At 29.4% G+C, this 20,671-nt stretch carries 21 protein-coding genes; 18 read left to right on the top strand and 3 right to left on the bottom strand.

Annotated elements, in window-relative coordinates; genetic code table 11:
* The first annotated feature begins 66 nt into the window (after positions 1 to 66).
* The 5 genes from LOS89_RS04285 (at position 67) to LOS89_RS04265 (ending at position 5,364) form a co-directional block, all read left to right on the top strand.
* Positions 67 to 1,758, top strand: coding sequence for a hypothetical protein (locus LOS89_RS04285; RefSeq protein WP_231836616.1), 1,692 nt, complete (start codon positions 67 to 69; stop codon positions 1,756 to 1,758).
* Positions 1,759 to 1,766: 8 nt separating this feature from the next.
* Complete coding sequence (locus tag LOS89_RS04280) at positions 1,767 to 2,408, top strand: carboxypeptidase-like regulatory domain-containing protein (RefSeq protein ID WP_231836615.1); 642 nt, start codon at positions 1,767 to 1,769, stop codon at positions 2,406 to 2,408.
* Positions 2,409 to 2,977: 569 nt separating this feature from the next.
* Positions 2,978 to 3,775: a hypothetical protein gene (locus LOS89_RS04275; RefSeq protein ID WP_231836614.1), complete on the top strand. Its 798-nt coding sequence runs from the start codon at positions 2,978 to 2,980 to the stop codon at positions 3,773 to 3,775.
* Positions 3,776 to 3,949: 174 nt separating this feature from the next.
* On the top strand, positions 3,950 to 4,945 hold the full coding sequence (locus LOS89_RS04270) for an alpha/beta fold hydrolase (RefSeq protein WP_231836613.1): 996 nt from the start codon (positions 3,950 to 3,952) through the stop codon (positions 4,943 to 4,945).
* Positions 4,927 to 5,364 (top strand): hypothetical protein, encoded by a 438-nt coding sequence (locus tag LOS89_RS04265; protein WP_231836612.1) that lies wholly within the window; start codon positions 4,927 to 4,929, stop codon positions 5,362 to 5,364. Before LOS89_RS04270 ends, LOS89_RS04265 begins: the two co-directional genes overlap by 19 nt.
* 265 nt (positions 5,365 to 5,629) lie before the next feature.
* Here the strand turns inward: LOS89_RS04265 and rocD are convergent, their stop codons facing one another.
* The 3 genes from rocD to LOS89_RS04250 all read right to left on the bottom strand — a co-directional run bounded on the left by rocD (position 5,630) and on the right by LOS89_RS04250 (position 8,282).
* On the bottom strand, positions 5,630 to 6,874 hold the full coding sequence (gene rocD, locus LOS89_RS04260) for an ornithine--oxo-acid transaminase (protein ID WP_231836611.1): 1,245 nt from the start codon (positions 6,872 to 6,874) through the stop codon (positions 5,630 to 5,632).
* Positions 6,875 to 7,016: 142 nt separating this feature from the next.
* Positions 7,017 to 7,556, bottom strand: a complete 540-nt coding sequence (locus LOS89_RS04255; protein WP_231836610.1) for a DUF1697 domain-containing protein — start codon at positions 7,554 to 7,556, stop codon at positions 7,017 to 7,019.
* Between the two features lie 33 nt (positions 7,557 to 7,589).
* Positions 7,590 to 8,282, bottom strand: a complete 693-nt coding sequence (locus LOS89_RS04250) for a DUF1003 domain-containing protein (protein WP_231836609.1) — start codon at positions 8,280 to 8,282, stop codon at positions 7,590 to 7,592.
* A 116-nt stretch (positions 8,283 to 8,398) separates the two neighbouring features.
* On the opposite strand from LOS89_RS04250, the gene rlmD reads away from it, so the two are divergent.
* The 13 genes from rlmD (at position 8,399) to LOS89_RS04185 (ending at position 20,570) form a co-directional block, all read left to right on the top strand.
* Positions 8,399 to 9,811, top strand: a complete 1,413-nt coding sequence (gene rlmD, locus LOS89_RS04245; RefSeq protein WP_231836608.1) for a 23S rRNA (uracil(1939)-C(5))-methyltransferase RlmD — start codon at positions 8,399 to 8,401, stop codon at positions 9,809 to 9,811.
* Between the two features lie 3 nt (positions 9,812 to 9,814).
* On the top strand, positions 9,815 to 10,345 hold the full coding sequence (locus LOS89_RS04240) for a DUF6452 family protein (RefSeq protein ID WP_231836607.1): 531 nt from the start codon (positions 9,815 to 9,817) through the stop codon (positions 10,343 to 10,345).
* Positions 10,326 to 11,033: a DUF6048 family protein gene (locus LOS89_RS04235; protein ID WP_231836606.1), complete on the top strand. Its 708-nt coding sequence runs from the start codon at positions 10,326 to 10,328 to the stop codon at positions 11,031 to 11,033. The genes LOS89_RS04240 and LOS89_RS04235 overlap by 20 nt, the downstream gene beginning before the upstream one ends.
* 190 nt (positions 11,034 to 11,223) lie before the next feature.
* Positions 11,224 to 12,267, top strand: a complete 1,044-nt coding sequence (locus tag LOS89_RS04230) for a tyrosine-type recombinase/integrase (protein ID WP_231836605.1) — start codon at positions 11,224 to 11,226, stop codon at positions 12,265 to 12,267.
* A 136-nt stretch (positions 12,268 to 12,403) separates the two neighbouring features.
* Positions 12,404 to 13,120, top strand: coding sequence for an endonuclease/exonuclease/phosphatase family protein (locus LOS89_RS04225; protein WP_231836604.1), 717 nt, complete (start codon positions 12,404 to 12,406; stop codon positions 13,118 to 13,120).
* A gap of 269 nt (positions 13,121 to 13,389) precedes the next feature.
* A complete protein-coding gene (locus tag LOS89_RS04220) occupies positions 13,390 to 13,773 on the top strand; it encodes a hypothetical protein (protein ID WP_231836603.1) in 384 nt (127 codons plus the stop codon).
* Between the two features lie 20 nt (positions 13,774 to 13,793).
* Positions 13,794 to 14,450, top strand: coding sequence for a sigma-70 family RNA polymerase sigma factor (locus LOS89_RS04215; RefSeq protein WP_231836602.1), 657 nt, complete (start codon positions 13,794 to 13,796; stop codon positions 14,448 to 14,450).
* A complete protein-coding gene (gene folE, locus LOS89_RS04210; protein WP_231836601.1) occupies positions 14,447 to 15,097 on the top strand; it encodes a GTP cyclohydrolase I FolE in 651 nt (216 codons plus the stop codon). The genes LOS89_RS04215 and folE overlap by 4 nt, the downstream gene beginning before the upstream one ends.
* A 785-nt stretch (positions 15,098 to 15,882) precedes the next feature.
* Positions 15,883 to 17,049 (top strand): exonuclease domain-containing protein, encoded by a 1,167-nt coding sequence (locus LOS89_RS04205; RefSeq protein WP_231836600.1) that lies wholly within the window; start codon positions 15,883 to 15,885, stop codon positions 17,047 to 17,049.
* A 203-nt stretch (positions 17,050 to 17,252) separates the two neighbouring features.
* A complete protein-coding gene (locus LOS89_RS04200; protein WP_231836599.1) occupies positions 17,253 to 17,717 on the top strand; it encodes a DMP19 family protein in 465 nt (154 codons plus the stop codon).
* A 172-nt stretch (positions 17,718 to 17,889) separates the two neighbouring features.
* Entirely contained in the window at positions 17,890 to 19,140 is a 1,251-nt protein-coding gene (locus LOS89_RS04195) for an erythromycin esterase family protein (RefSeq protein WP_231836598.1), read from the top strand.
* Between the two features lie 168 nt (positions 19,141 to 19,308).
* Complete coding sequence (locus LOS89_RS04190) at positions 19,309 to 19,671, top strand: hypothetical protein (protein ID WP_231836597.1); 363 nt, start codon at positions 19,309 to 19,311, stop codon at positions 19,669 to 19,671.
* 5 nt (positions 19,672 to 19,676) lie between these two features.
* Positions 19,677 to 20,570, top strand: a complete 894-nt coding sequence (locus tag LOS89_RS04185; protein ID WP_231836596.1) for a hypothetical protein — start codon at positions 19,677 to 19,679, stop codon at positions 20,568 to 20,570.
* Positions 20,571 to 20,671: the final 101 nt, after the last annotated feature.

Here is a 20,671-nt window from a genome sequence, read left to right as displayed (position 1 = left end):
GTCCGCTTTTCCGCTCCTGCGTAACTGCGCGAAACGTTGTGTGCTATTTTACCGAAACACTTAAATATGAAATATTTAAATAAAATTTTATTGTTTATTATCTACTTTTTATCCATTTATGGTTTTGGGCAGAAAGAATGTCTTGATGAATCAATTATTGGGCAAATTGAATCAAGATATGGTAAATCACCAATTATAGATTACAAAAAATATCAATTAAAATTTAAAACAATATCACAGTTAAAATCCGATATAATTAATTATTGTAATTCATATAAAGGTTATTTAGATGCGTTAAATTCATCAACATTAGACACTTTAGGAAACGAATTTGAAAGAGACAAAATACTTTTATCAAAATATGGTGTAACTGAAAATGAGAATAAATTAAAAAAAACATTACTCAAAGTTCTACCAAAAACAAAATATTGTGATTTTAATATGTCAAAATCAAGTTTTTTCAGAGACAAAAATGTCATAATACTAAAGTTCAACGATAATTTAGTTATAAAAATCGCACTAAATACAGATAAAGAAACAATCAAATTTACACCACTAAGCATAATTTATACAAGTGAGTATGAAGATGAAATAAAAACAGTTATTAATTATTATAACAATGGCAAAGTTAGAATGATTTACAGCTATTATTATGACTATCCAATGAAAGAATTAGTAGGACATTATGGTTTATACAGTCCGAATGGAAAAATTATTAAAGAAATTAATTTAGAAAAAGAATTTAAAATCAAATCAACAGACATAAAAAAGCTTTATAATTATAATCAAAACATATCTAATAATAATAATAATGATAATGATAATATAGTTGATATTTTAAATGTTTTTAAAGAAAATAAGGTTGTAAAGTTATATGATACAAATTATGGGAATTTATGGTTAATAAACTATTCAATTAAAAGAAATGAAACTATTGATAATAGAATACTAATTATAAAAGATGATAATTCTGAGACACTGGTTAATGAAAATCTTTTTGATGGTAACATAAAATATAACGATATAGATGCAGAAAACGGATATGCAATTACAAGTTCTAATGAATATACAGATGAAGACTATGAGGGAATAAAAAAATTAGAAAAGGAACTAAATAAAAAATTAATTATAATAAACGATACTCCATTTAGTCCAAAAAATTTTATACAAAAAGACACCATTTTAACTCCAGAAAAGTTCTATGATTTTTTTGATGATCGCTCATATATTTTACACAAAGGTTTAAATTATTTTGTAAAAGAGTTGAGTAGAGTCATGAATAATTTATCAATTCAAAGTTATAAGTCACATGGATTTGATGGCTCCAGTAACAAAAGTGGTTTTGAAATAAATTCTAAAATTGAAAAATTTAATTTTTTAAATTCAAATATTATATTAAAATATAATTACAATAAATTTAAAATTAAGTCATATCGAGCCAACGACAGAGAAATTTCTGAGAATGCTATTTGCATTGAATTTCCCAAAAAAATATTAGTATCTTATGATTTTCAAAAAAATATTAAAATAAAAAATAAGGTAGAATTTTATATTGAAAATATACAATTTGAAAAAAGAGATTTTGATTTAGAAATATATTTGTCTGGAAGATTTTCAAATGATGCAAAGTTCAACGACATCACAATATATAAAAATTATTTACATAAATTAAAAATAGTTGTTAGTGAACATCATTTTAAAGTATATCTCAGTAGCGAAGACGAGATATTGATTTTAGATAAAGAAATCAAACAATAATTTAATAGATGAAAAAAATCATTTACATATCAATTTTATTTTATTCTATTTTGTCTTTTGGGCAAGTAATTGTTGTAAGTGGTAATGTTACTGATGCAAAAACAGGCGAACCACTTGCCGGAGCAAAAGTTCTTATTAATAAAACACAAAATGGAATAACAACTGATTTTGATGGAAAATATTCACTAAAAACTACATTAAATGATACTTTAGTTTTTAGTCACGTAGGAATGATAATGCAGAAAGTTAAAGTTGATAAAACAGAAATAAATATTGAATTAGAGGAAGAAGAAGAAATAGAAGTAGTTTTTGGTCCTGCATATTATCCAAAACCGAAAAGACTTGAAGCAACAACAACAGTATCAAAAAAAGATATTGAAAACGCAGAAAATCCAAAATACAATTTTAAGAAGAATGCTAAAAACAATGTTTTTCTCATTTTTGTTTCGGAATTGACTTCATACGATTTAAACAAAGTAGATTTAGAATTTGAACAAAAATATAATGTAAAATATTCTTTGATTGGTAGTTACAAAAACGATTATTTAAAAAAATACAATAAATTAACTTTTAAATATCTTAAAAAGAAATATAAAAAAACTTGGCTGACAGAAATCAGAAAAGATGCTGTTGGTTTAAAGAAAGAATAAAAAAAGAAAAAAAACAGCACACAACAGCAGTTACAAGAAATTGCTAGGCATGGGATTTATCAGAATTGATAATTGTTGAATCAAAGTTTTGTCTATATTTGTAATTGACAGTTAATGAAGTACGCAACTTCTTGTAGCTGCAAAACGTTGTATACAATATATTTTCCGAACTTACGCTGAACGCTTCTCTCCTATTTTTTCTGAATAATTATTACCGAAAATCTTACGTGAAAATTTAAAACTGAACCGAACTTTGTCGATAAACTTTGTGTTGAAATTACGTTTTCGGGAAAATTCGCTGTGAAACTAAAACCTGAAACTAAACGTTGCGTGAAAATATGCTTTGCGTGACAATCCGAACTTTGCGGATAAACGTTGCGTTGAGTTTTTAAGTTCCGAAAATATTATACTGTATACAACAGCGGTTTAAAAATATGGCTAGTTTCGGGAATTTTTGAAATGGCGAAGTTGCTCAATTTAAAGTTTTATGTATATTTGTAAAGGCTTGGTGTTGCATTTTCGCCACATTTTTAAGCCGCAGAACGTTAGCAACAATTAAAAAAAACGAAATGGATAAAATAACAATATTTCAATACTATAGATTTGGTTTCAACTACAGAATTCTTCATGACAATAACATAAATTTAAGTAATGAAGTACTTTTTGGAAGATTTGAAGAATATCTAGAATTTATCGATGATTTACATTTAAACGTCACAAAGAATGCAATTAAACAGACAAAACTTAATGTTGAAATTGAAAAATTAAAAAAATTAGCGAAAGCAGCAAAAACTAAATCACTAACGGTCGATAAGACTTTGCATGACTCACTTAATTCCAAAGTTTTAAAAATAGATACTGTTTTAGATGCGGAACTTGGTACAAAAATTGGGTATATATTAGACGAAAAAAGGCATTCAAATGAAATTTTAACAGAAAATATCGACAAACTCTTTAATAAATGTTATTACGAAGCACTCCCAACTATTGCACAATATGATTTTAAAGAAAGTGGATTATGTTTAGCTTTTGATAGATATACTGCCTGTGCATTTCACTCTCTAAGAGGAACAGAAGATGTATTAAAATGGTATTATAGTTTAACACTTTCAATAACTCCCACTGAAAATGATACATGGGGAACATTTGAAACTGCTTTAAAAAATGCAATCACTGCCAATACAATTACACCACACCCATCTGAACACTTAATGATTAATATTGGAAGTATTCGTAAATATTACAGGAATAAAACCCAACATCCTCAATTAACATATTCATCTGATGAAGCTCAAGATTTACTTTCTCTTTGTATAAAAACTGTAAATGAAATAATGACTGATTTAAAAGCAAGAGGTCTAATTTAACTGTTGCTAACAGCGGTTTTAAGAAATGGCTAACGCCGGTTCATAATAGGAAGAGTCTGTGTTTGCATTTCTTCTTCGAAGTAAAGTTTTTCTTAAAATCCTTTTCGGTATATTTGTAATGGACAGTGACAAATTTTAGCCACTTCTTAAAGCCTCAAAACGTTAGCCACAATTATGAAACAAATTTTTTCAATATTTCTTTTAATTGTTTCACTCTTCACAAGTGCTCAAAATATTTTCAAATATGAAAAAGAGATAAATAATCCAGAGCTATATGATTTTGAAGAAATTGATTTTCAAAATCTTGATGCACAAATTAAACTTTCTGGTACTCTTATAAAACCAAAACTTGATTTTGATAAAATTGTTATTATTGTTCCAGGCAGTGAAAAAGACACCAGGCATTCCCATTATATTTTGGCAGAACAACTTCTAAAAGAAAACATTGCTGTTTATCGATTTGATGAACGCGGAGTTGGAAAATCAGAAGGTAAACATTCAGAACTAGCTGCGGATTTATCAAATGATTTAAACTTTGCATTCAAAGACTTACAAAAAAAATATAGTTCAAAAAAAATTGGAATTATTGGACATAGTCTTGGAGGAATTGCAACTCTTAAAATAATTGAAAAAAAATGTAATCCAGATTTTATTGTATTCATAGAAACTCCTATTGCAAAAAATGGTGCTTTTGTTTTAAATCAAATTAAAATGAATTACGAGAATAGTCTTCCGCAAGTAATGCGTGAAGGAAAAACCAAAGAAGAAATATTATCATTTTTAGAAGGTTATTTTCAGATTATACGAAATAACAACAATTCATTAGAAAAAGAAATCAAAAAATACATTAAAGAAAAAGGATTCAACAAACGTTTTATTGCTTTATTAAACGATCCTTTTTTAATGGAAATGGTCACGATTAATTTAGAGGAAACTTTAAAAAACACAAATATAAAATCATTATTTCTTACTGGAACTCTAGATAAAATAATTAATCATGAAGATGAAATTACGACAGTCAAGTCTTTTCAAAATCCAAATATTGAAATTAAAGTTTTCGAAGATTTAAATCACTATTTAACAGATAGAAAAGGTGTTGTTGGTTCTTCGTTATACCAAATGGACCAAGAACCACTTAAAGTTATAATAAATTGGATTTTAAAGAAATAAAATATAATAATGTTCAAGAATCATTTGGAATGGGTGGACCATACATTGGTGAACTTGAATTTAAAGGTAAATTACTTGACGGTAAATTTTTAGCTGATAATAAAAAACTATCACTAGATAAATCTAGAGTAGTATTTTCTAAATATGTTGGTTCAAAAAAAACTGGACTGTTTGGTTTTAAATCGAAAAGAGAATTCAAAATACTTATTTATGATGAGCCCACAAATAGTTTTTACCAATCAAAAGAAAGTTTTGAAGCTTTAGCAATAAAAAGCATCCTAAATGAAGATATCGTTTATCACATTGCGTTTCACCTAGAGATAAAAGAGTTTGAACGTCACATAAAGTTTAATGATCAAAATTTCATCAAAATCTGCTTTAAAAAAAGCAACAATGATGATTTCGACAAAGTTTTTTAAAAAATAATTGTAGATGAACTACAAAGAAGACTTTGTAGAGAATTATCTATTCAAGAATATAATGTTTTTACAATAAAACGCTCTGGTTTAGCGTATGAAATGATATTAGATTACATTAAAGATGATCAAATAAATAGTGAAGATTTGGAGAAATACGTTAGGAATGTTGTAAATGAAGTTTTTAAATAAAAACACACTTGACATTAGTTAAAATAAACCACAAAATAACAAATAAAAAAAGTCCCGATTGCTCGGGACTTTTATCTTATTTTTCAAACTCTTTAAGTGTGTTGATAATTATGGCAACACATTCTCTAAGTTGTTCTTCATTCATAACCAATGGTGGTGCAAAACGAATAATATTTCCGTGAGTAGGTTTTGCTAACAAACCATTTTCAGCTAAACGAACACAAATGTTCCAAGCTGTATCACTTTCTTCTGTATCGTTAATTACAACTGCATTTAACAATCCTTTTCCACGAACTAAAGTTGCAATATTTGACGTTTCGATAAAACTTGCTAATTCAGAACGGAATATTTTTCCTAAACGCTCCGAATTTTCAGCTAATTTTTCTTCAGAAACAACTTCTAAAGCTGCAATTGCAACTGCCGCCGCAATTGGATTTCCTCCAAAAGTAGATCCGTGTTGTCCTGGTTTAATTACATTCATAATAGCATCATTTGCTAAAACAGCCGATACTGGATATGCTCCACCAGACAATGCTTTACCTAAAATTAAAATATCAGGTTGTACATTTTCATGATGAACCGCTAATAATTTTCCAGTACGCGCAATTCCTGTTTGTACTTCGTCTGCAATAAACAATACATTGTTTGCTTCACAAATAGCTTTTGCTTTAGATAAAAATCCTTCAGAAGGTACGTATACTCCAGCTTCACCTTGAATTGGCTCAACTAAAAATCCTGCAATATTTTTTGATGATGCAATTGCTTTTTCTAAAGCATCAATATCGTCATAAGGAATGCTTATAAAACCAGCCGTATATGGGCCGAAGTTTTTACGTGCATTCTCGTCGTTTGAAAACGAAATAATTGTAGTGGTTCTTCCATGGAAGTTACCATCACAAACTATAATTTGCGCTTCATTTTCATTAATTCCTTTTTTCTCATAAGCCCATTTTCTACACAATTTTAAAGCGGTTTCCACTGCTTCTGCTCCTGTGTTCATTGGCAATACTTTGTCAAATCCAAAATAGTTGGTTACAAATTGCTCGTAAACTCCTAATTTATCATTGTAAAACGCTCTTGATGTTAAGGTTAATGTTTGCGCTTGTTGCACCATTGCTCCTACAATTTTAGGATGACAATGCCCTTGATTAACAGCAGAATAAGCTGAAAGAAAATCGTAATATTTTTTCCCTTCAACATCCCAAACATAAACTCCTTCTCCTCTACTTAAAACTACTGGTAGTGGATGATAATTGTGTGCACCGTGTTTGTCTTCCAATGCAATTGCTTCAGCCGAACTCATTTTTTCTAAAACTGACATAAATTGTTTTTTATTGATTGTTACATCGCAATTCCTTCTTAGTGGTGAGAAATCAACCAATTATTTGTCAAAAATACAAAATACCAACCCTAAAATCAAAAATTTTCAACAAATGGGTTTCTAAATTTTGAATTTGATAATTTTAAGAAAACATTTCCAACAATGTTGTTACTGTATTCCAATTACGAATGGTCGCCACAACATTTAATTTCTTTTCAATATACTTTTGGTCCAATCGTGTTTTCCCTGCTCCAACAGCATATTTAATGTAAATTCTGCTTTTATCAATCGTGGCTTCATCGGGTTTAAACTGACTTATCTTTAAATCGTTTATAGCACTTCCTTGCAATTCTTTAGAAATAAAAGCTACATACAACTTTTTAGTATCGCAATCTTTTTCACTAAGAAAAGTATTGTTTGTAAAACAAGCTTCTAAATCTTCTTTTGAAATTACTACTACTGGAACTTCAAGTCCTAATTCCTTGAAGATTTCTTGCTTAATTTTAAAACCTACACTTGCTCCGTTTTCTTCTTCAGAATCCACAAAAACATTTCCCGATTGAATATACGTTTGCACATTTTGAAAACCAGCTTTTTCTAATACCGATTTTAAAACATCCATTTTTATCATGTTATGTCCCGAAACATTGATTCCGCGAAGTAAAGCTAAGTGCGTTTTCATATAAAATTAAAATTTCAACAAAAATAGTCTTTCCTATTTAATTCGATTTAAAATATCGTTCATCATTTCAATTTGCACTTTTTGAATTTCAATTAATTCTTGTTGTTGGTGCATAATTAAATGGTCTAATTTATCATCTAACATTCTAATTTCTAGTTCCGATTTTAAATTAATCATATAATCTTTTTTTGCACGTTCTCTGTCTTTTTCTTCCTGACGATTTTGACTCATCATAATTACAGGTGCTTGCAAAGCAGCTATACACGATAAGATTAAATTCAGCAATATAAACGGATAAGGATCAAACTCTTTATTGGTAAAAATGATAACATTAGAACCTATCCAAAAGGAAATAAAAATGAAGAAGGAAATTATAAATGTCCAGCTTCCGCCAAATGCCGCCACTTTATCCGCTACAATTTGACCAAAATTTCTAACATCTGGTTCATCTTCAATCTTCGCTACAAAAGAAGTATCATTTCCTATAGAATTGATGACATTCTTTTCCAAATCGGATAATTCAGAAATTTCAGTTTGCAAATACTTCGAAATGTACTTTTCTCTGTAAACATTCAACTCTTCAATAGAAATAGAATCTTCACGTTTAAAATCAGGATAATCCTTCAAAATCAAATTTAAAATAGAAGTTCGAATTGTAGTTCCAATTACTCTTTCTTTTTCAGGAAATTCGATATTTGAAATCGCGCTTATAAATGTTTTGCTCATTGTTTTCTAGAATAAATGTTTAGCTAATTTACGATTAAACCTTGTAATTGACTTTAAAATTATCTTAAAACAAAAAAATAGTATCAAATCCACTGAACAATTCTTATTTTTGCTCCATGGGAAAAAAGAGAACAGAAAAAATCGTATTCGAAAACGTAAAAATCCTTGATGCAGGTGCAAAAGGTGTATCGGTAGCGAAAGCGCCAGATGGTAAAGTAATATTTCTTCCAAACGTAGTTCCTGGTGATGTAGTAGATGTGCAAACCATGAAGAAAAGAAAAGCCTACTACGAAGGAAAAGCAATTAAAATTCATGAATTTTCTGAACATAGAGTAGATCCAGTTTGCGAACATTTTGGCTCTTGTGGTGGTTGTAAATGGCAAAACATGAAATACAGCCAACAATTATTCTTTAAAAATCAGGAAGTTTTTAATAATTTAAAAAGAATAGGTAAAATTGAATTACCAGAATTCGAACCAATTTTAGGTTCTGAAAAGCAATTGTTTTACAGAAATAAAATGGAATTTGGTTTCTCTAACGCTCGTTGGATGACCGATGCTGAAATTCAATCGGGAGCCGAATTTGACAATAAAAATGCCTTAGGATTTCATATACCAAGAATGTGGGATAAGATTTTAGATATTGAAAAATGTCACTTACAAGAAGATCCTTCAAATGAAATTCGTAATGAAATTAAACGCTTTGCAAACGAAAACAACTTAACGTTTTTTAATGCAAGAGCGACTGAAGGTTTGTTACGTACATTAATGATTCGTACTGCTTCAACAGGAGAAATCATGGTGTTGATTCAGTTTTTTGAAAATGATAAAAACGGAATCGAATTGATGATGAATTTCTTAGCAGAACGTTTTCCACAAATTACATCGTTACAATATGTTATCAATCAAAAATTGAATGACACTTTGTACGACCAAGAGATTATTTTATTCAAAGGTCGCGATTATATTTTGGAAGAAATGGAAGGTTTGCATTTTAGTATTAATGCAAAATCTTTCTATCAAACCAATTCGGATCAAGCCTACGAATTATACAAAATAACTAGAGAATTTGCTGGTTTAACAGGAAACGAAACAGTTTACGATTTGTATACTGGAACAGGAACTATTGCGCAATTCGTATCTAAAAAAGCGAAAAAAGTAATTGGTGTAGAAGCAGTTCCAGAAGCAATTATTGATGCAAAAGCAAATGCAGAACGCAATAACATTAACAATTGTGAGTTTTATGTGGGTGACATGAAAAATGTTTTCAACGACGAATTCATAAGCAAACACGGACAACCAGACGTTATCATTACCGATCCACCAAGAGATGGAATGCATAAAGATGTTGTAGAAATGTTATTAAAAACTAATGTTCCGAGAATTGTTTATGTAAGTTGTAATTCGGCAACACAAGCTCGTGATTTAGCTTTAATGGACGAAAAATACAAAGTAGTTCGTGTGCGTCCAGTAGATATGTTTCCTCAAACACATCATGTTGAAAACGTAGTTCTTTTAGAAAAAAGATAACCTATGAAAAAAATAGTTTTAATAACCCTTTCTACGCTTTTAGCACTTTCATTTTGGAATTGCGAAAAAGATGATATTTGTGCCGAAGGAACGCCTGTAACGCCTCGATTAATTATTGAGTTTTATGATGCTACAGATCGTACAGAATTAAAGAATGTAACTGATTTAAGAGTTGAAGAATTTGCAACTGATAACGGAGTTGTTTTTAATGAGAATATAGATGAGACTTTACCTGCTAGATATTTATCAAACAGTAATAAAATTGCTATTCCATTGAAAACATTCGATATTAATTCAAAATTTGATTTTATATTGAATTATGGAAATCCTTCTGAAAACGCTGATGCGGTTTCATTTAGTTATGATAAAGAAGATATTTATATTTCACGTGCTTGCGGATATAAAACAATTTTTAATTTAACCGATAACGATCCAAATACTTTTCCTACTTCAGGATATTGGATTCAAGATATAGAAGTGATACAACCTAATATAGAAAACGAAAATGAAGTACATGTTAAGATTTATTTTTAGTCTGAGCTTGTTGTGTTTTTCGTTATTAGGAAATGCACAAACTAAAGATACAGCAAAAGTATTGTTTCCTGAACGATATGGATTGCGAGTAGGGCTTGATTTGCATAAAATTGCAAGAGCTTTCTACGAAAAAGATTATCGCGGTTTTGAAGTTGTAGGAGATTATCGTTTAACAAAACGTTTTTATTTAGCTGGTGAAATTGGTAACGAAGACAAAACTGTTGATGATGACCGTTTGAATTTCACTACTAAGGGAACTTATTTTAAAGTAGGTTTTGATTATAACTCGTTTGAAAACTGGCTCGACATGGAAAACATGATTTATGCTGGTATGCGTTATGGTATTAGTAGTTTTAGCCAAACTTTAAACAGTTATACTATTTATGATCCAACTAATTATTATGGTGAAAACACTGTGATTTCGGGAGAAAAATTTAGCGGTTTAAATGCGAGTTGGATTGAAGTTATTGGAGGAATTAAAGCCGAATTATTCAACAATCTGTATTTAGGTTTTTCGGTACGTTTGAATTATTTAGTTTCCAACAAAAGACCTGATGGATTTGATAATCTGTTTATTCCAGGTTACAACCGAACCTATGATGGAAAATTTGGTGCAGGATTTAATTACACGTTGAGTTATTTCATCCCGATTTACAAGAAGAATAAAAAAACGGCAGAGAAAAAATAATACATGAAGCGTTACGATAGTGACGCTTTTTTGCTTTTATAAAAACTTAAACCTACTACAACTATACTGTATCTATACTTCTGGCATACACTAAGCATACTTAAAGCATACACTCCTCATACATTACCCATACACTAAATGTATTAAAATGTTATTTTTTTATATATTTGTTTCATATAAGCCATTAATTATGAATTGGAAAGCCAAAATAGTACTATACAAAAAAGTGCCACGAATTGCAATATATTTTGAAAAAAATGCAACATTAATTGCACGTATCAAATCCTTTGAGGATGCTCGCTGGAGTGCTTCAAACAAATATTGGCATTTACCCGATACTGAAGCCAATAGATTGCATTTTAAACTTCCATTAGCTCATACATTAGTTCCAACCGAAGAAGGAATTGCAAGCATTGAAACATTTAAAAAATATCTTTTATCAAAACGCTACAGCCCTAAAACAATTGCAACTTACAGTGATGCATTAAAATCTTTTTTAACTTTTTACAATACCAAAATAATTAAAGACATTACTAATGAAGATGTAATTATCTTTAATAACGACTTTATTTTAAAAAATAAATTTTCAAGTTCGTATCAAAATCAGATTGTTAATGCTATTAAACTGTATTTTAAAATTGTAAAAGATACTGCAATTGAAATCGATAAAATACATCGACCAAAACGAGAGAAAGTTTTACCCAATGTTTTGAGTAAAGAAGAGATAAAACTAATTATAAATTCTCCAACCAACTTAAAACATAAAACAATGCTAAGTTTAATTTACTCATGCGGTTTACGATGTGGTGAATTATTAGCATTACAACCGCATCATATTGATTCTAAAAGAAATATTGTTTTATTGAAAAATTCAAAAGGGAAAAAGGATAGAATTGTTCCGCTTAGTCCTAAAATACTAGAACTATTAAGAGACTATTATAAAGTTTACAAACCTAAAATTTATTTATTTGAAGGGCTAAATGCTGGTCAACCTTATGATGCAAGAAGTTTACAACAAGTATTAAAGCAAGCACTTCAAAAAACAGGAATTAAAAAACCTGTGACACTACATTGGTTGCGTCATAGTTATGCTACACATTTGTTAGAAAGCGGAACTGATTTGAGATACATTCAAGAATTATTAGGACACAATAGCAGTAAAACGACTGAGATATATACCCATGTGAGCACAAAAAGCATTCAACAAATAAAAAGTCCATTTGATGATTTATAATAATAAAAAAACTATATTTGAAAAACGCTAGTTTATAGCGCATATACACCCAAAACTGGGTAGATAGGCGCTATAATGTAGCGCATATAAACAAGTTATAGGCAATGCTAAAGAACATCCGCATAAAAAGAGAAAAATGAAAATTATAACATGGAATTGTAATATGGTTTTCCGAAAAAAAGCGGAATATATTTTTGCTCATAATCCTGATATTTTGGTTATTCCTGAATGTGAAAATCAAGAAAAACTAAAGTTTGCAGAAAAATTAAAAGTTCCAACTGATATTATTTGGTATGGTAAAAATCAACATAAAGGAATTGGGATTTTTTCGTTCAATAATTACAAATTAAAATTACTTGACTGCCACAATCCAGAGTTCAAAAACATTTTACCAATTTCAGTAACAAATGGAAAAACCAATTTTATTCTGTTTGCAATTTGGGCAAATAATCCTGAAGACAAAGATGGCGCATATATAACGCAAATATGGAAAGCATTGAGTTATTATGATAATTTGATAACTGAAAGTAAAACAATTTTAATTGGAGATTTTAATAGTAATACTATTTGGGACAAACCAAGAAGAGAAGGAAACCATTCAACTGTTGTCGCCAAATTAGAAGAAAAAAAAATATTTAGCACTTATCATAAATTCTATAATCAAACACAAGGAAAAGAAGAGCATCCTACTCTATTCATGTATAGACATAAAGACAAACCTTACCACATAGATTATTGTTTTGCTTCCGTAGATTTCATAGAAAATTTAAAATCTGTTGAAATTGGAAAATATGAAGATTGGCATTTACATAGTGACCATAAACCACTGATTGTTGAATTTGATAATAAATAAAAAAGCACAGCCTATAACAGCGGTTTGGCAAAATGGCTAAATTTGTAAGAAAATCACATTTATTCTTCGCAAGAAATCTTATCTTAGCAAGAAAATAAGCGGTTACGAAGTCGCCACTTCGCCAAGCCGCGAAACGTTAGGCGTCATTCTTTGTAACCGCCGAAGAAACTGCTTCATAAAAACCCATCTTTTGTAACCTTTTTATTTCAGACAAACTCTAATGTTATATTAGCCGATATTGGTTTAAATAATTTTAAAATTAAAAAGAAATGGAAAGTACAAATTTACAACAAGCAATCAAACCAACATTCAATTTACTAAAACTCACTTTTGGATTAGTTCCTATTGTTGCAGGATTAGATAAATTTACAAATTTATTAACCAATTGGGAACAATATATCAATCCAAGTATTGGAGGAATGCTACCATTTTCAGGACATACGTTTATGATGATAGTTGGTGTTATTGAAATTGTAGCGGGAATAATTGTCTTGAAAAAAACAGAAATTGGTGGTTATATTGTTGCCGCTTGGTTAACATTAATTGCATTAACTCTTTTGGGAAGTTTCAGTTCTGTCGATGTTGCCGTTCGTGACCTTGTAATGGCGATTTCAGCATTTTCTATGGCAAGAATAGCTAAATTTGTAGCCTAAATAACCAACAAAAAGCATCAATGAAAGCATTTGAGCAATACACCGATTTAGAAATTGTACAAAAAATAGTTGCAGGAGAAGCAGAATTGTTTGAAATTATAATTCGTAGAAACAATCCGTCATTATATAAAGTTGGTCGTTCGTACAATTACAACCACGAAGACACACAAGATTTAATGCAAGATACTTACATTGATGCTTTTACCAGTTTATCAAAGTTTGAAAATCGTTCGACATTCAAAACTTGGATTATAAAAATAATGCTCAATAATTGTTATAAAAAACAACAAAAATGGAGTTCAAAAAACATAATTACAGCCGAGATAAACGAAAAATCGACACCAATGTATTCAAATAATCAAAATACAGATACCGGCAAAACGGTTATGAATAAAGAGTTGAATTATGTTATCGAAAATGCATTGCAACAAATTCCAATAGATTACAGAATGGTTTTTTCCTTACGAGAAGTCAATGGATTAAATGTTTTAGAAACTGCCGATGCTTTGAATATTAGTGAAGCCAATGTTAAAGTAAGATTAAATAGAGCTAAATCTATGTTGCGAAAAGAAGTTGAAAAATCTTATTCCACTGAAGATATTTTTGAATTTAATCTAATTTATTGCGACAGAATGGTAGAAAATGTGATGAGTAAATTAAAAAAAGATAAAGTATGAATCCAATTCCAATAGATTTAATAGGCGAAGACCATATTGGAACTTCATTAGAAACACCAATGCGAGCAAATGCATTTGAGATAAATGACGAAAAGAAAATTGAATTGATTGAAAACCATTTTAAAGAAATAATGCATATTTTAGGTCTTGATTTAAATGATGATAGTTTAAGCGGAACTCCATTTAGAGTAGCAAAAATGTATGTTAAAGAAGTTTTTAGTGGTTTAAATCCTGTAAATAAACCAGAAACCAAACTATTTGAAAACAAGTATGAATATAATGAAATGCTAATAGAAAAAGATATCACATTATATTCTTATTGTGAACATCATTTTGTGCCAATTATTGGAAAAGTACACGTTGCTTACATTTCAAATGGGCAAGTTATTGGCTTGTCAAAAATAAATCGTCTTGTACAATATTATGCTAAACGACCACAAGTTCAAGAAAGATTAACCAACCAAATTGCCGAAGGACTAAAAGAAGCGTTGGAATCTGATGATGTTGCTGTAATAATTGATGCAACACATCTTTGTGTTTCTTCAAGAGGTATTAAAGACACGAAAACAAGCACAATAACAGCTCACTACTCGGGCAAATTTCAGGACGAAAAAACAAAGACGGAATTTATTTCTTTGACAAAATAAAATAATGCAAAAAAAGAAGAACGAACGCCTAACAGCGCACAAGCGATCATTGCTGGTTTCCAGTAGCTTCGGCTCTATTTTCACGAATAAATTCTATCTTAGCGGAAAATACTCATTTCCGCTTTGGTCGCAACGTCGCCTGTGCGCGGGACGTTAGCGGTCATTGTAACAAAAATAACTAAATTAGAAAATATGAATAAATTAATAACAAACAGAAATTTGACAATTATAAATTTTGGAATTGTATTCTATTTCATCCTTATTTACTTTATTAACTTTTATAAAATAGACTTTGTTTTAATAGGTGTTTTTAGAGAATTACTGACAATACCATTTTTACTTGCACAAATAGTCTTTTTAATCATCGGAATAATATTTTTAATAAAAAACCAAAAGGATTTCTTAACATTAGTTAGTGTTTTAGCATTGACTATTTGTACGTTTATAACAATTGGTAGTTTCTTTTAATTATTAAGACACAAATTTTATCCATTAAATTAAAAACTAAACTGTATTTAAATTTTTAAAATTACGGAGTGAAATAGTAACCAAAATAACTCAAAAGTGAAAATAGAAAATAGGATTTTGACTAAAAATCAAAATTTCGAAATAACAACGAACCGCTAACAGCCGTTTTGCAAAAGCGGGGTTTTCGTGCTTCTATGACATTGAAGTGCTAAATTAATGCTTAGTGCATTTAATGAAGTTTAGTGCTAAAAATCCCCGCCTTCGCAAAGCGGCAAAACGTTATGTGCCATATTACTAGAACGAAAACGTAAAGAACTATGTTTAATTGGTTTAAAAAAGAAAAAGGAATTGAAAATCCAATCGAGATTTCAATAACGGGAATTAATCCTCAAACAGAAAACGAATTCTTATTTTATGATTTCGTAGAAAGAGAATATGCACCGCATTTAGAAAAATGGTTTGAAAAAGCAAAACAGACAGGTTTGAAATTTAAACCTCAATATGAATATGCAATTCAACAAAAAGTGAAATACAATAACTTTAAAAATCCTCATTCATTTCCAGAGTATTTTGAAAATAAATTTGATTTTATTGCAATTGACTTTGAAACTGCAAACAAAAATAGAATTAGTGCTTGTGCTATTGGTTTAGTTTTTATCAAAGACTTCAAAATTGTATTTTCAAAAAAACATTTTATAAAACCACCAAAAGGTGAAGAATTTTCATCATTCCATTCCAACATTCATAAAATTTATGAAGAAGACGTTGAACACAGTTTTACTTTTGAAGAACTTTGGGAAGATGAATTTTCAAAATACTTTAATGACAATTTAATTGTATTACATAATGCAAGTATGGATTTAAGTATTTTAAAAAACTTGTTTGAACATTTTTCAATTAAAAACTTTGACATTGACTATATTGACACTATGCAACTAGCAGAAAAAAGTGGTAATCCAAAAAAACTAACCGAACTTGCCGAAAAATTTGGTATTGAAATAGAAAATCATCACGACCCAATCTCAGACGCAAAAGCCTGTGCAATGATTTATAATGAACTTATTGATATTTATCCAAAACATAAAGATTTAGTAAGAACATTAAACAACTTTAAATCTATTTCAGCCGTTGACAATTATTTTGCAAAACAAGCAACTGAAGAAGTGAAATCAGAAAACGTGGATTTTGTTAATAAATATAAAATTTCATCAGCACAACTAAACGAAATGGAAATTCAAGACAACAATTTTGTTGTAACAGGAAAATTTGCTTTTGGAAGAGAAAATGTAGAGAATTTCATATTGAAAAAAGGAGGTATTTTAAAACCCGGAATTACAAGCAAAATAAACTTTGTAATTATTGGTGAAGATTATGGTTGGTCAAAAATTCAAAAAATAAACGACCTTAATGAAAACAAAAAAACAGAAATTAAAATACTAACAGAAATGGAATTACAAGAAATAATTAAAAAATACGGCACATAACAGCAGTTTGGCAAAATGGCGGGTTCAGTGCTAAAATGAACATTCAGTTTTCAAATGAAGTTTAGTGCTAAATTGAAAGTAAGTGCTTCAAAATCCGCCACTTCGCCAAGCTGCAAAACGTTGTGTACAAGTTTAAACCGAACGAAATCTTGAAAAAAATAGTTTACATATTAATACTTTTCTCATTTACTAATTGCAATCAAATGTCTGAAATAGAAAAAGCTTTATTAATTAAAGATGAAACAGAATCTATATTGAAAATTCAGGAATTACTTTGGAAAAAAACTGAATTGTTCGAAGATTTTGAAAACTTAAATGAAGCCGAAAAAACATTTCTTTACGTTGAGATATTGGAAGCCGAAATCAATAATGGAGGTTTTGACCAGTTTTTCTTTAACTCAAGTGGTGATTATGCAAAAGAAACTTTAGAAGCTTTGAAAAGAATTGGAGCAACAAAAAACGCTAAAATAGTTGAAGAAGCTTACAGTTACTTTCCTGAAAATCCAATCCCGAAAAATAACGAAAAAAGACGTGAAATTTTAGAAAATATTGATGAGCAAACTTCCGAAAAATGGACACAACTTGAAGATAAATTTTATCTTTATGAAGAAAATATTGGCGGATTAGTTTTAGATTATGTTAGAAAAAACATAAACGAGTTTAAATAAAACCAGTACACAACAGCGGTTTGCTTCAATGGCTACTTCCGGATTTTCCTGCGGAAAATCCGCTGCTGAATGGAATGTTTTTGTTATATTTGTAGTGGCTTGGTGTTGGATTTACGCCACTGAGAGCAAGCCGCAGAACGTTAGCAGATATTTTTAAAACCTACAAACCAAAATGAAAGTTTTACTTACAATTCCCCTATTATTTTTAAACTTTTTTGCTGATGCCCAAAATATAGATGTTAAAAATTGGTTGAATCAAAATTCCATCAATCTTGAAAAATTGAACGTAAATCAAGAGTTCAAAATTGACGAAAAATTATTGAGTAAAGAATTCCGCAATGCTAAAATTTTTGGATTTGGTGAAGCAACACATCATAACAAAGAATTTTTCGACCTCAAATCCATGTTTTTTAAATATTTGGTTCTTAATCAAGGTGTAAGAATATTCGTTTTGGAAGAAAGTTTTGGTGCAACTCATGATATTAATGAATATATAAACGGAAAAGAGGGTAATCTCCGGAACTTAATAAAAGATTTTCGACAACACATTTGGAAAACAGAAGAAATGTTTACACTTATTGAGTGGATGAAAAACTACAATTCTTCCCAACCTTCAAACAACCGGATCTGTTTTTATGGAAATGACTGCATGTTCAATTATAGATTGGCAACAATAATAAAAGAAAAACTTCAAGAATGTAAAATAGCAACAGATGAGCAGCAAAATGAAGTCCTAGAATATTTTTCAAAGGAGATATTCTCGCTTAAAGATTATTCAAACTTCGATAATTCTACAATTTCACAAGCCAGAAAATTAGTATCTGATATAAAATCAAATTCAAACAGTAACAGTGATTTAATACTGGTTGTCGAAAGCTTTTCAAACTATTTAGACTTTCTGGTAAATCCTACACAAACCACAAGAGATAAGTGTATGGCCAGATTAATAGAAAAAATTTATGAAAAAAGTGATGAAAAAATATTCATCTGGGCACATAATGAACACATAAAAAAAACTTCATTATTCAAAGAGAATGTTCCATCAATGGGAAATCATCTTTCTAAAAAATACAGTAGCAATTACTATTCGATGGGTTTTGAGTTTGGAATTGGAACTTTATTAGGTTATAATCAAAAAGAAAAAAAGTGGGAGAATAATGTACTTAATGAACCCGTAAAAAATACCAATTCAGATTTTTTATTTACCTCCGAATCTGAAGTATTTTATTTCGATTTCAATATCGCAAAATTGAATCTTTCGATGAAGAATTTTATTGAGCAAAAACGAAACTATGTTGTTATAGGTGGATATGGCTTCAATCCTAAATATTTGAAATTTCAGATAGCATCAGAAAAATATTCAGAAATGTTTGATGGATTGATTTATGTAAAAAAGTTGTCGAGGAGTACGCCACTTAAATAAAACATCTGCTAACAGCGGTTTGCTTCAATGGCTATTTCCGGATTTTCCGTAGGAAAATCCGCTGCCGAATGGAATGTTTTGTTATATTTGTAATGGCTTGGTGTTGATGCAACGCCACTGAGAGCAAGCCGCGGAACGTTAGCAGATATAATCCCAAAAATGACGCAAATGAGAAAATTAACAACACTTTTTTTACTTTTAACTCTTGTGAGTTGTGGAAGTTATACAATGAGTACATTTTATGTAAAAAATACTTCTGACAAACCAGTTAGCTTTGATGCTTCGGTTATGAAATTTTCACAAAGTGGTCCGTATGATGTAAATCAAAGCTTTACCGTAAAACCTAATGATAGTGTATTAGCGAGAAAAGTTTCTATGAGAAATGATGTGAGTCCAGAAAAATGGTTTACTCAATTCAATATTTTTCCAACAGATAGTTTAGAATTTAACGACCCAAAAAATCCGCAAAATTGGGTAAAAACTATTGGAAAAGATGGAAAACCAATCTATACTTTTAACATTGTAAAATAACATAAATGAAAGCATTGTTTTTTGTAATCTTTACTCTAATTTCGACATTTTCATTTGGCCAAGATAATGATGATTTATCTAAACGACTTAAAGCCATTAACAACCAAACTATTATTTTTTATAATGTTGATGGTGTTGATTTTTCAAGTCAAACATTCAGTAATGAATTTTCTGAAAAAGGATTAAAAAAACTTTACAGAAAATATTCCATTAAAGAAAGTGATATTAAAACAAAAGACAAAACATTAAAATACAATAATTTATTCGTCACTAAATCTGAAATTGTTACGGAAAACATTAATCAGATTAGTTCATACTATTTTGTTGAAAATAAAAACAAAACAGTTTCTGTTTTTTGGTTTGGTTATTATGGTAAACAAAATCAAGAGTTTGAAAGAAAATATGTAAATTTGATATTGAACGATGAAATTCCAAAAGAAGTTTTTGAACCAATGTCAATTGAAAGCATCGATTTTGCAGGTCGAAAAATAGAACTTGGGAATAGTTGTTATTGGACAAACATAAACACTGTTCAATGTCCATACTACGGAGAAATGAATTGGTCTGTACACAAAACAATTGAAAGTGCTAAAAACTCAGTTGACAACCAATTTAATGTTACAAAAAGTAAAAAAGGAGGAAAAGTTCTTTCAGAAGAAGAAGTTGCAGTAATATTTGAAGGAACAGAAACAACAGCTAAAAAAGTAATTTATGATTTCACAGGTGCAAAATCCTTACTTGCTGGCATGTCAGGCGGAAAAACACTAACAATATATTATGTAGCTTGTAAAGTGAGAGAAAATTATGTTAGTTGTTGTATGAGTTTTTGGAATAATGACACAATAACAGAAAATGGATTAGCACCTTTATTAGAAAAAGTAATGCAACTGAAAAAATAATTACATCTGCTAACACAGGTTTTGCAAGATTGCGGGTTTTGGACATAATTTAAAATTAGTTTTATATCTTTGAGTTCAGTGTTTAATCGAAGGTTTCGGCT

The sequence above is a fragment of the Flavobacterium channae genome, from assembly GCF_021172165.1.
Classification (GTDB): Bacteria; Bacteroidota; Bacteroidia; order Flavobacteriales; family Flavobacteriaceae; genus Flavobacterium; species Flavobacterium channae.
This window is presented reverse-complemented; position numbering and strand designations above follow the sequence as displayed.

What these genes read in the sequence shown, in the direction of transcription:
- LOS89_RS04205 (WP_231836600.1), top strand. Translation starts at nt 15,883, where the DNA reads ATGTTTAATTGGTTTAAAAAAGAAAAAGGAATTGAAAATCCAATCGAG.
- LOS89_RS04285 (WP_231836616.1), top strand. Translation starts at nt 67, where the DNA reads ATGAAATATTTAAATAAAATTTTATTGTTTATTATCTACTTTTTATCC.
- LOS89_RS04280 (WP_231836615.1), top strand. Translation starts at nt 1,767, where the DNA reads ATGAAAAAAATCATTTACATATCAATTTTATTTTATTCTATTTTGTCT.
- LOS89_RS04200 (WP_231836599.1), top strand. Translation starts at nt 17,253, where the DNA reads ATGTCTGAAATAGAAAAAGCTTTATTAATTAAAGATGAAACAGAATCT.
- LOS89_RS04185 (WP_231836596.1), top strand. Translation starts at nt 19,677, where the DNA reads ATGAAAGCATTGTTTTTTGTAATCTTTACTCTAATTTCGACATTTTCA.
- LOS89_RS04240 (WP_231836607.1), top strand. Translation starts at nt 9,815, where the DNA reads ATGAAAAAAATAGTTTTAATAACCCTTTCTACGCTTTTAGCACTTTCA.
- LOS89_RS04230 (WP_231836605.1), top strand. Translation starts at nt 11,224, where the DNA reads ATGAATTGGAAAGCCAAAATAGTACTATACAAAAAAGTGCCACGAATT.
- LOS89_RS04220 (WP_231836603.1), top strand. Translation starts at nt 13,390, where the DNA reads ATGGAAAGTACAAATTTACAACAAGCAATCAAACCAACATTCAATTTA.
- LOS89_RS04215 (WP_231836602.1), top strand. Translation starts at nt 13,794, where the DNA reads ATGAAAGCATTTGAGCAATACACCGATTTAGAAATTGTACAAAAAATA.
- LOS89_RS04235 (WP_231836606.1), top strand. Translation starts at nt 10,326, where the DNA reads ATGTTAAGATTTATTTTTAGTCTGAGCTTGTTGTGTTTTTCGTTATTA.
- LOS89_RS04255 (WP_231836610.1), bottom strand. Translation starts at nt 7,556, where the DNA reads ATGAAAACGCACTTAGCTTTACTTCGCGGAATCAATGTTTCGGGACAT.
- LOS89_RS04270 (WP_231836613.1), top strand. Translation starts at nt 3,950, where the DNA reads ATGAAACAAATTTTTTCAATATTTCTTTTAATTGTTTCACTCTTCACA.
- LOS89_RS04195 (WP_231836598.1), top strand. Translation starts at nt 17,890, where the DNA reads ATGAAAGTTTTACTTACAATTCCCCTATTATTTTTAAACTTTTTTGCT.
- rlmD (WP_231836608.1), top strand. Translation starts at nt 8,399, where the DNA reads ATGGGAAAAAAGAGAACAGAAAAAATCGTATTCGAAAACGTAAAAATC.
- LOS89_RS04250 (WP_231836609.1), bottom strand. Translation starts at nt 8,282, where the DNA reads ATGAGCAAAACATTTATAAGCGCGATTTCAAATATCGAATTTCCTGAA.
- LOS89_RS04225 (WP_231836604.1), top strand. Translation starts at nt 12,404, where the DNA reads ATGAAAATTATAACATGGAATTGTAATATGGTTTTCCGAAAAAAAGCG.
- rocD (WP_231836611.1), bottom strand. Translation starts at nt 6,874, where the DNA reads ATGTCAGTTTTAGAAAAAATGAGTTCGGCTGAAGCAATTGCATTGGAA.
- LOS89_RS04275 (WP_231836614.1), top strand. Translation starts at nt 2,978, where the DNA reads ATGGATAAAATAACAATATTTCAATACTATAGATTTGGTTTCAACTAC.
- folE (WP_231836601.1), top strand. Translation starts at nt 14,447, where the DNA reads ATGAATCCAATTCCAATAGATTTAATAGGCGAAGACCATATTGGAACT.
- LOS89_RS04190 (WP_231836597.1), top strand. Translation starts at nt 19,309, where the DNA reads ATGAGAAAATTAACAACACTTTTTTTACTTTTAACTCTTGTGAGTTGT.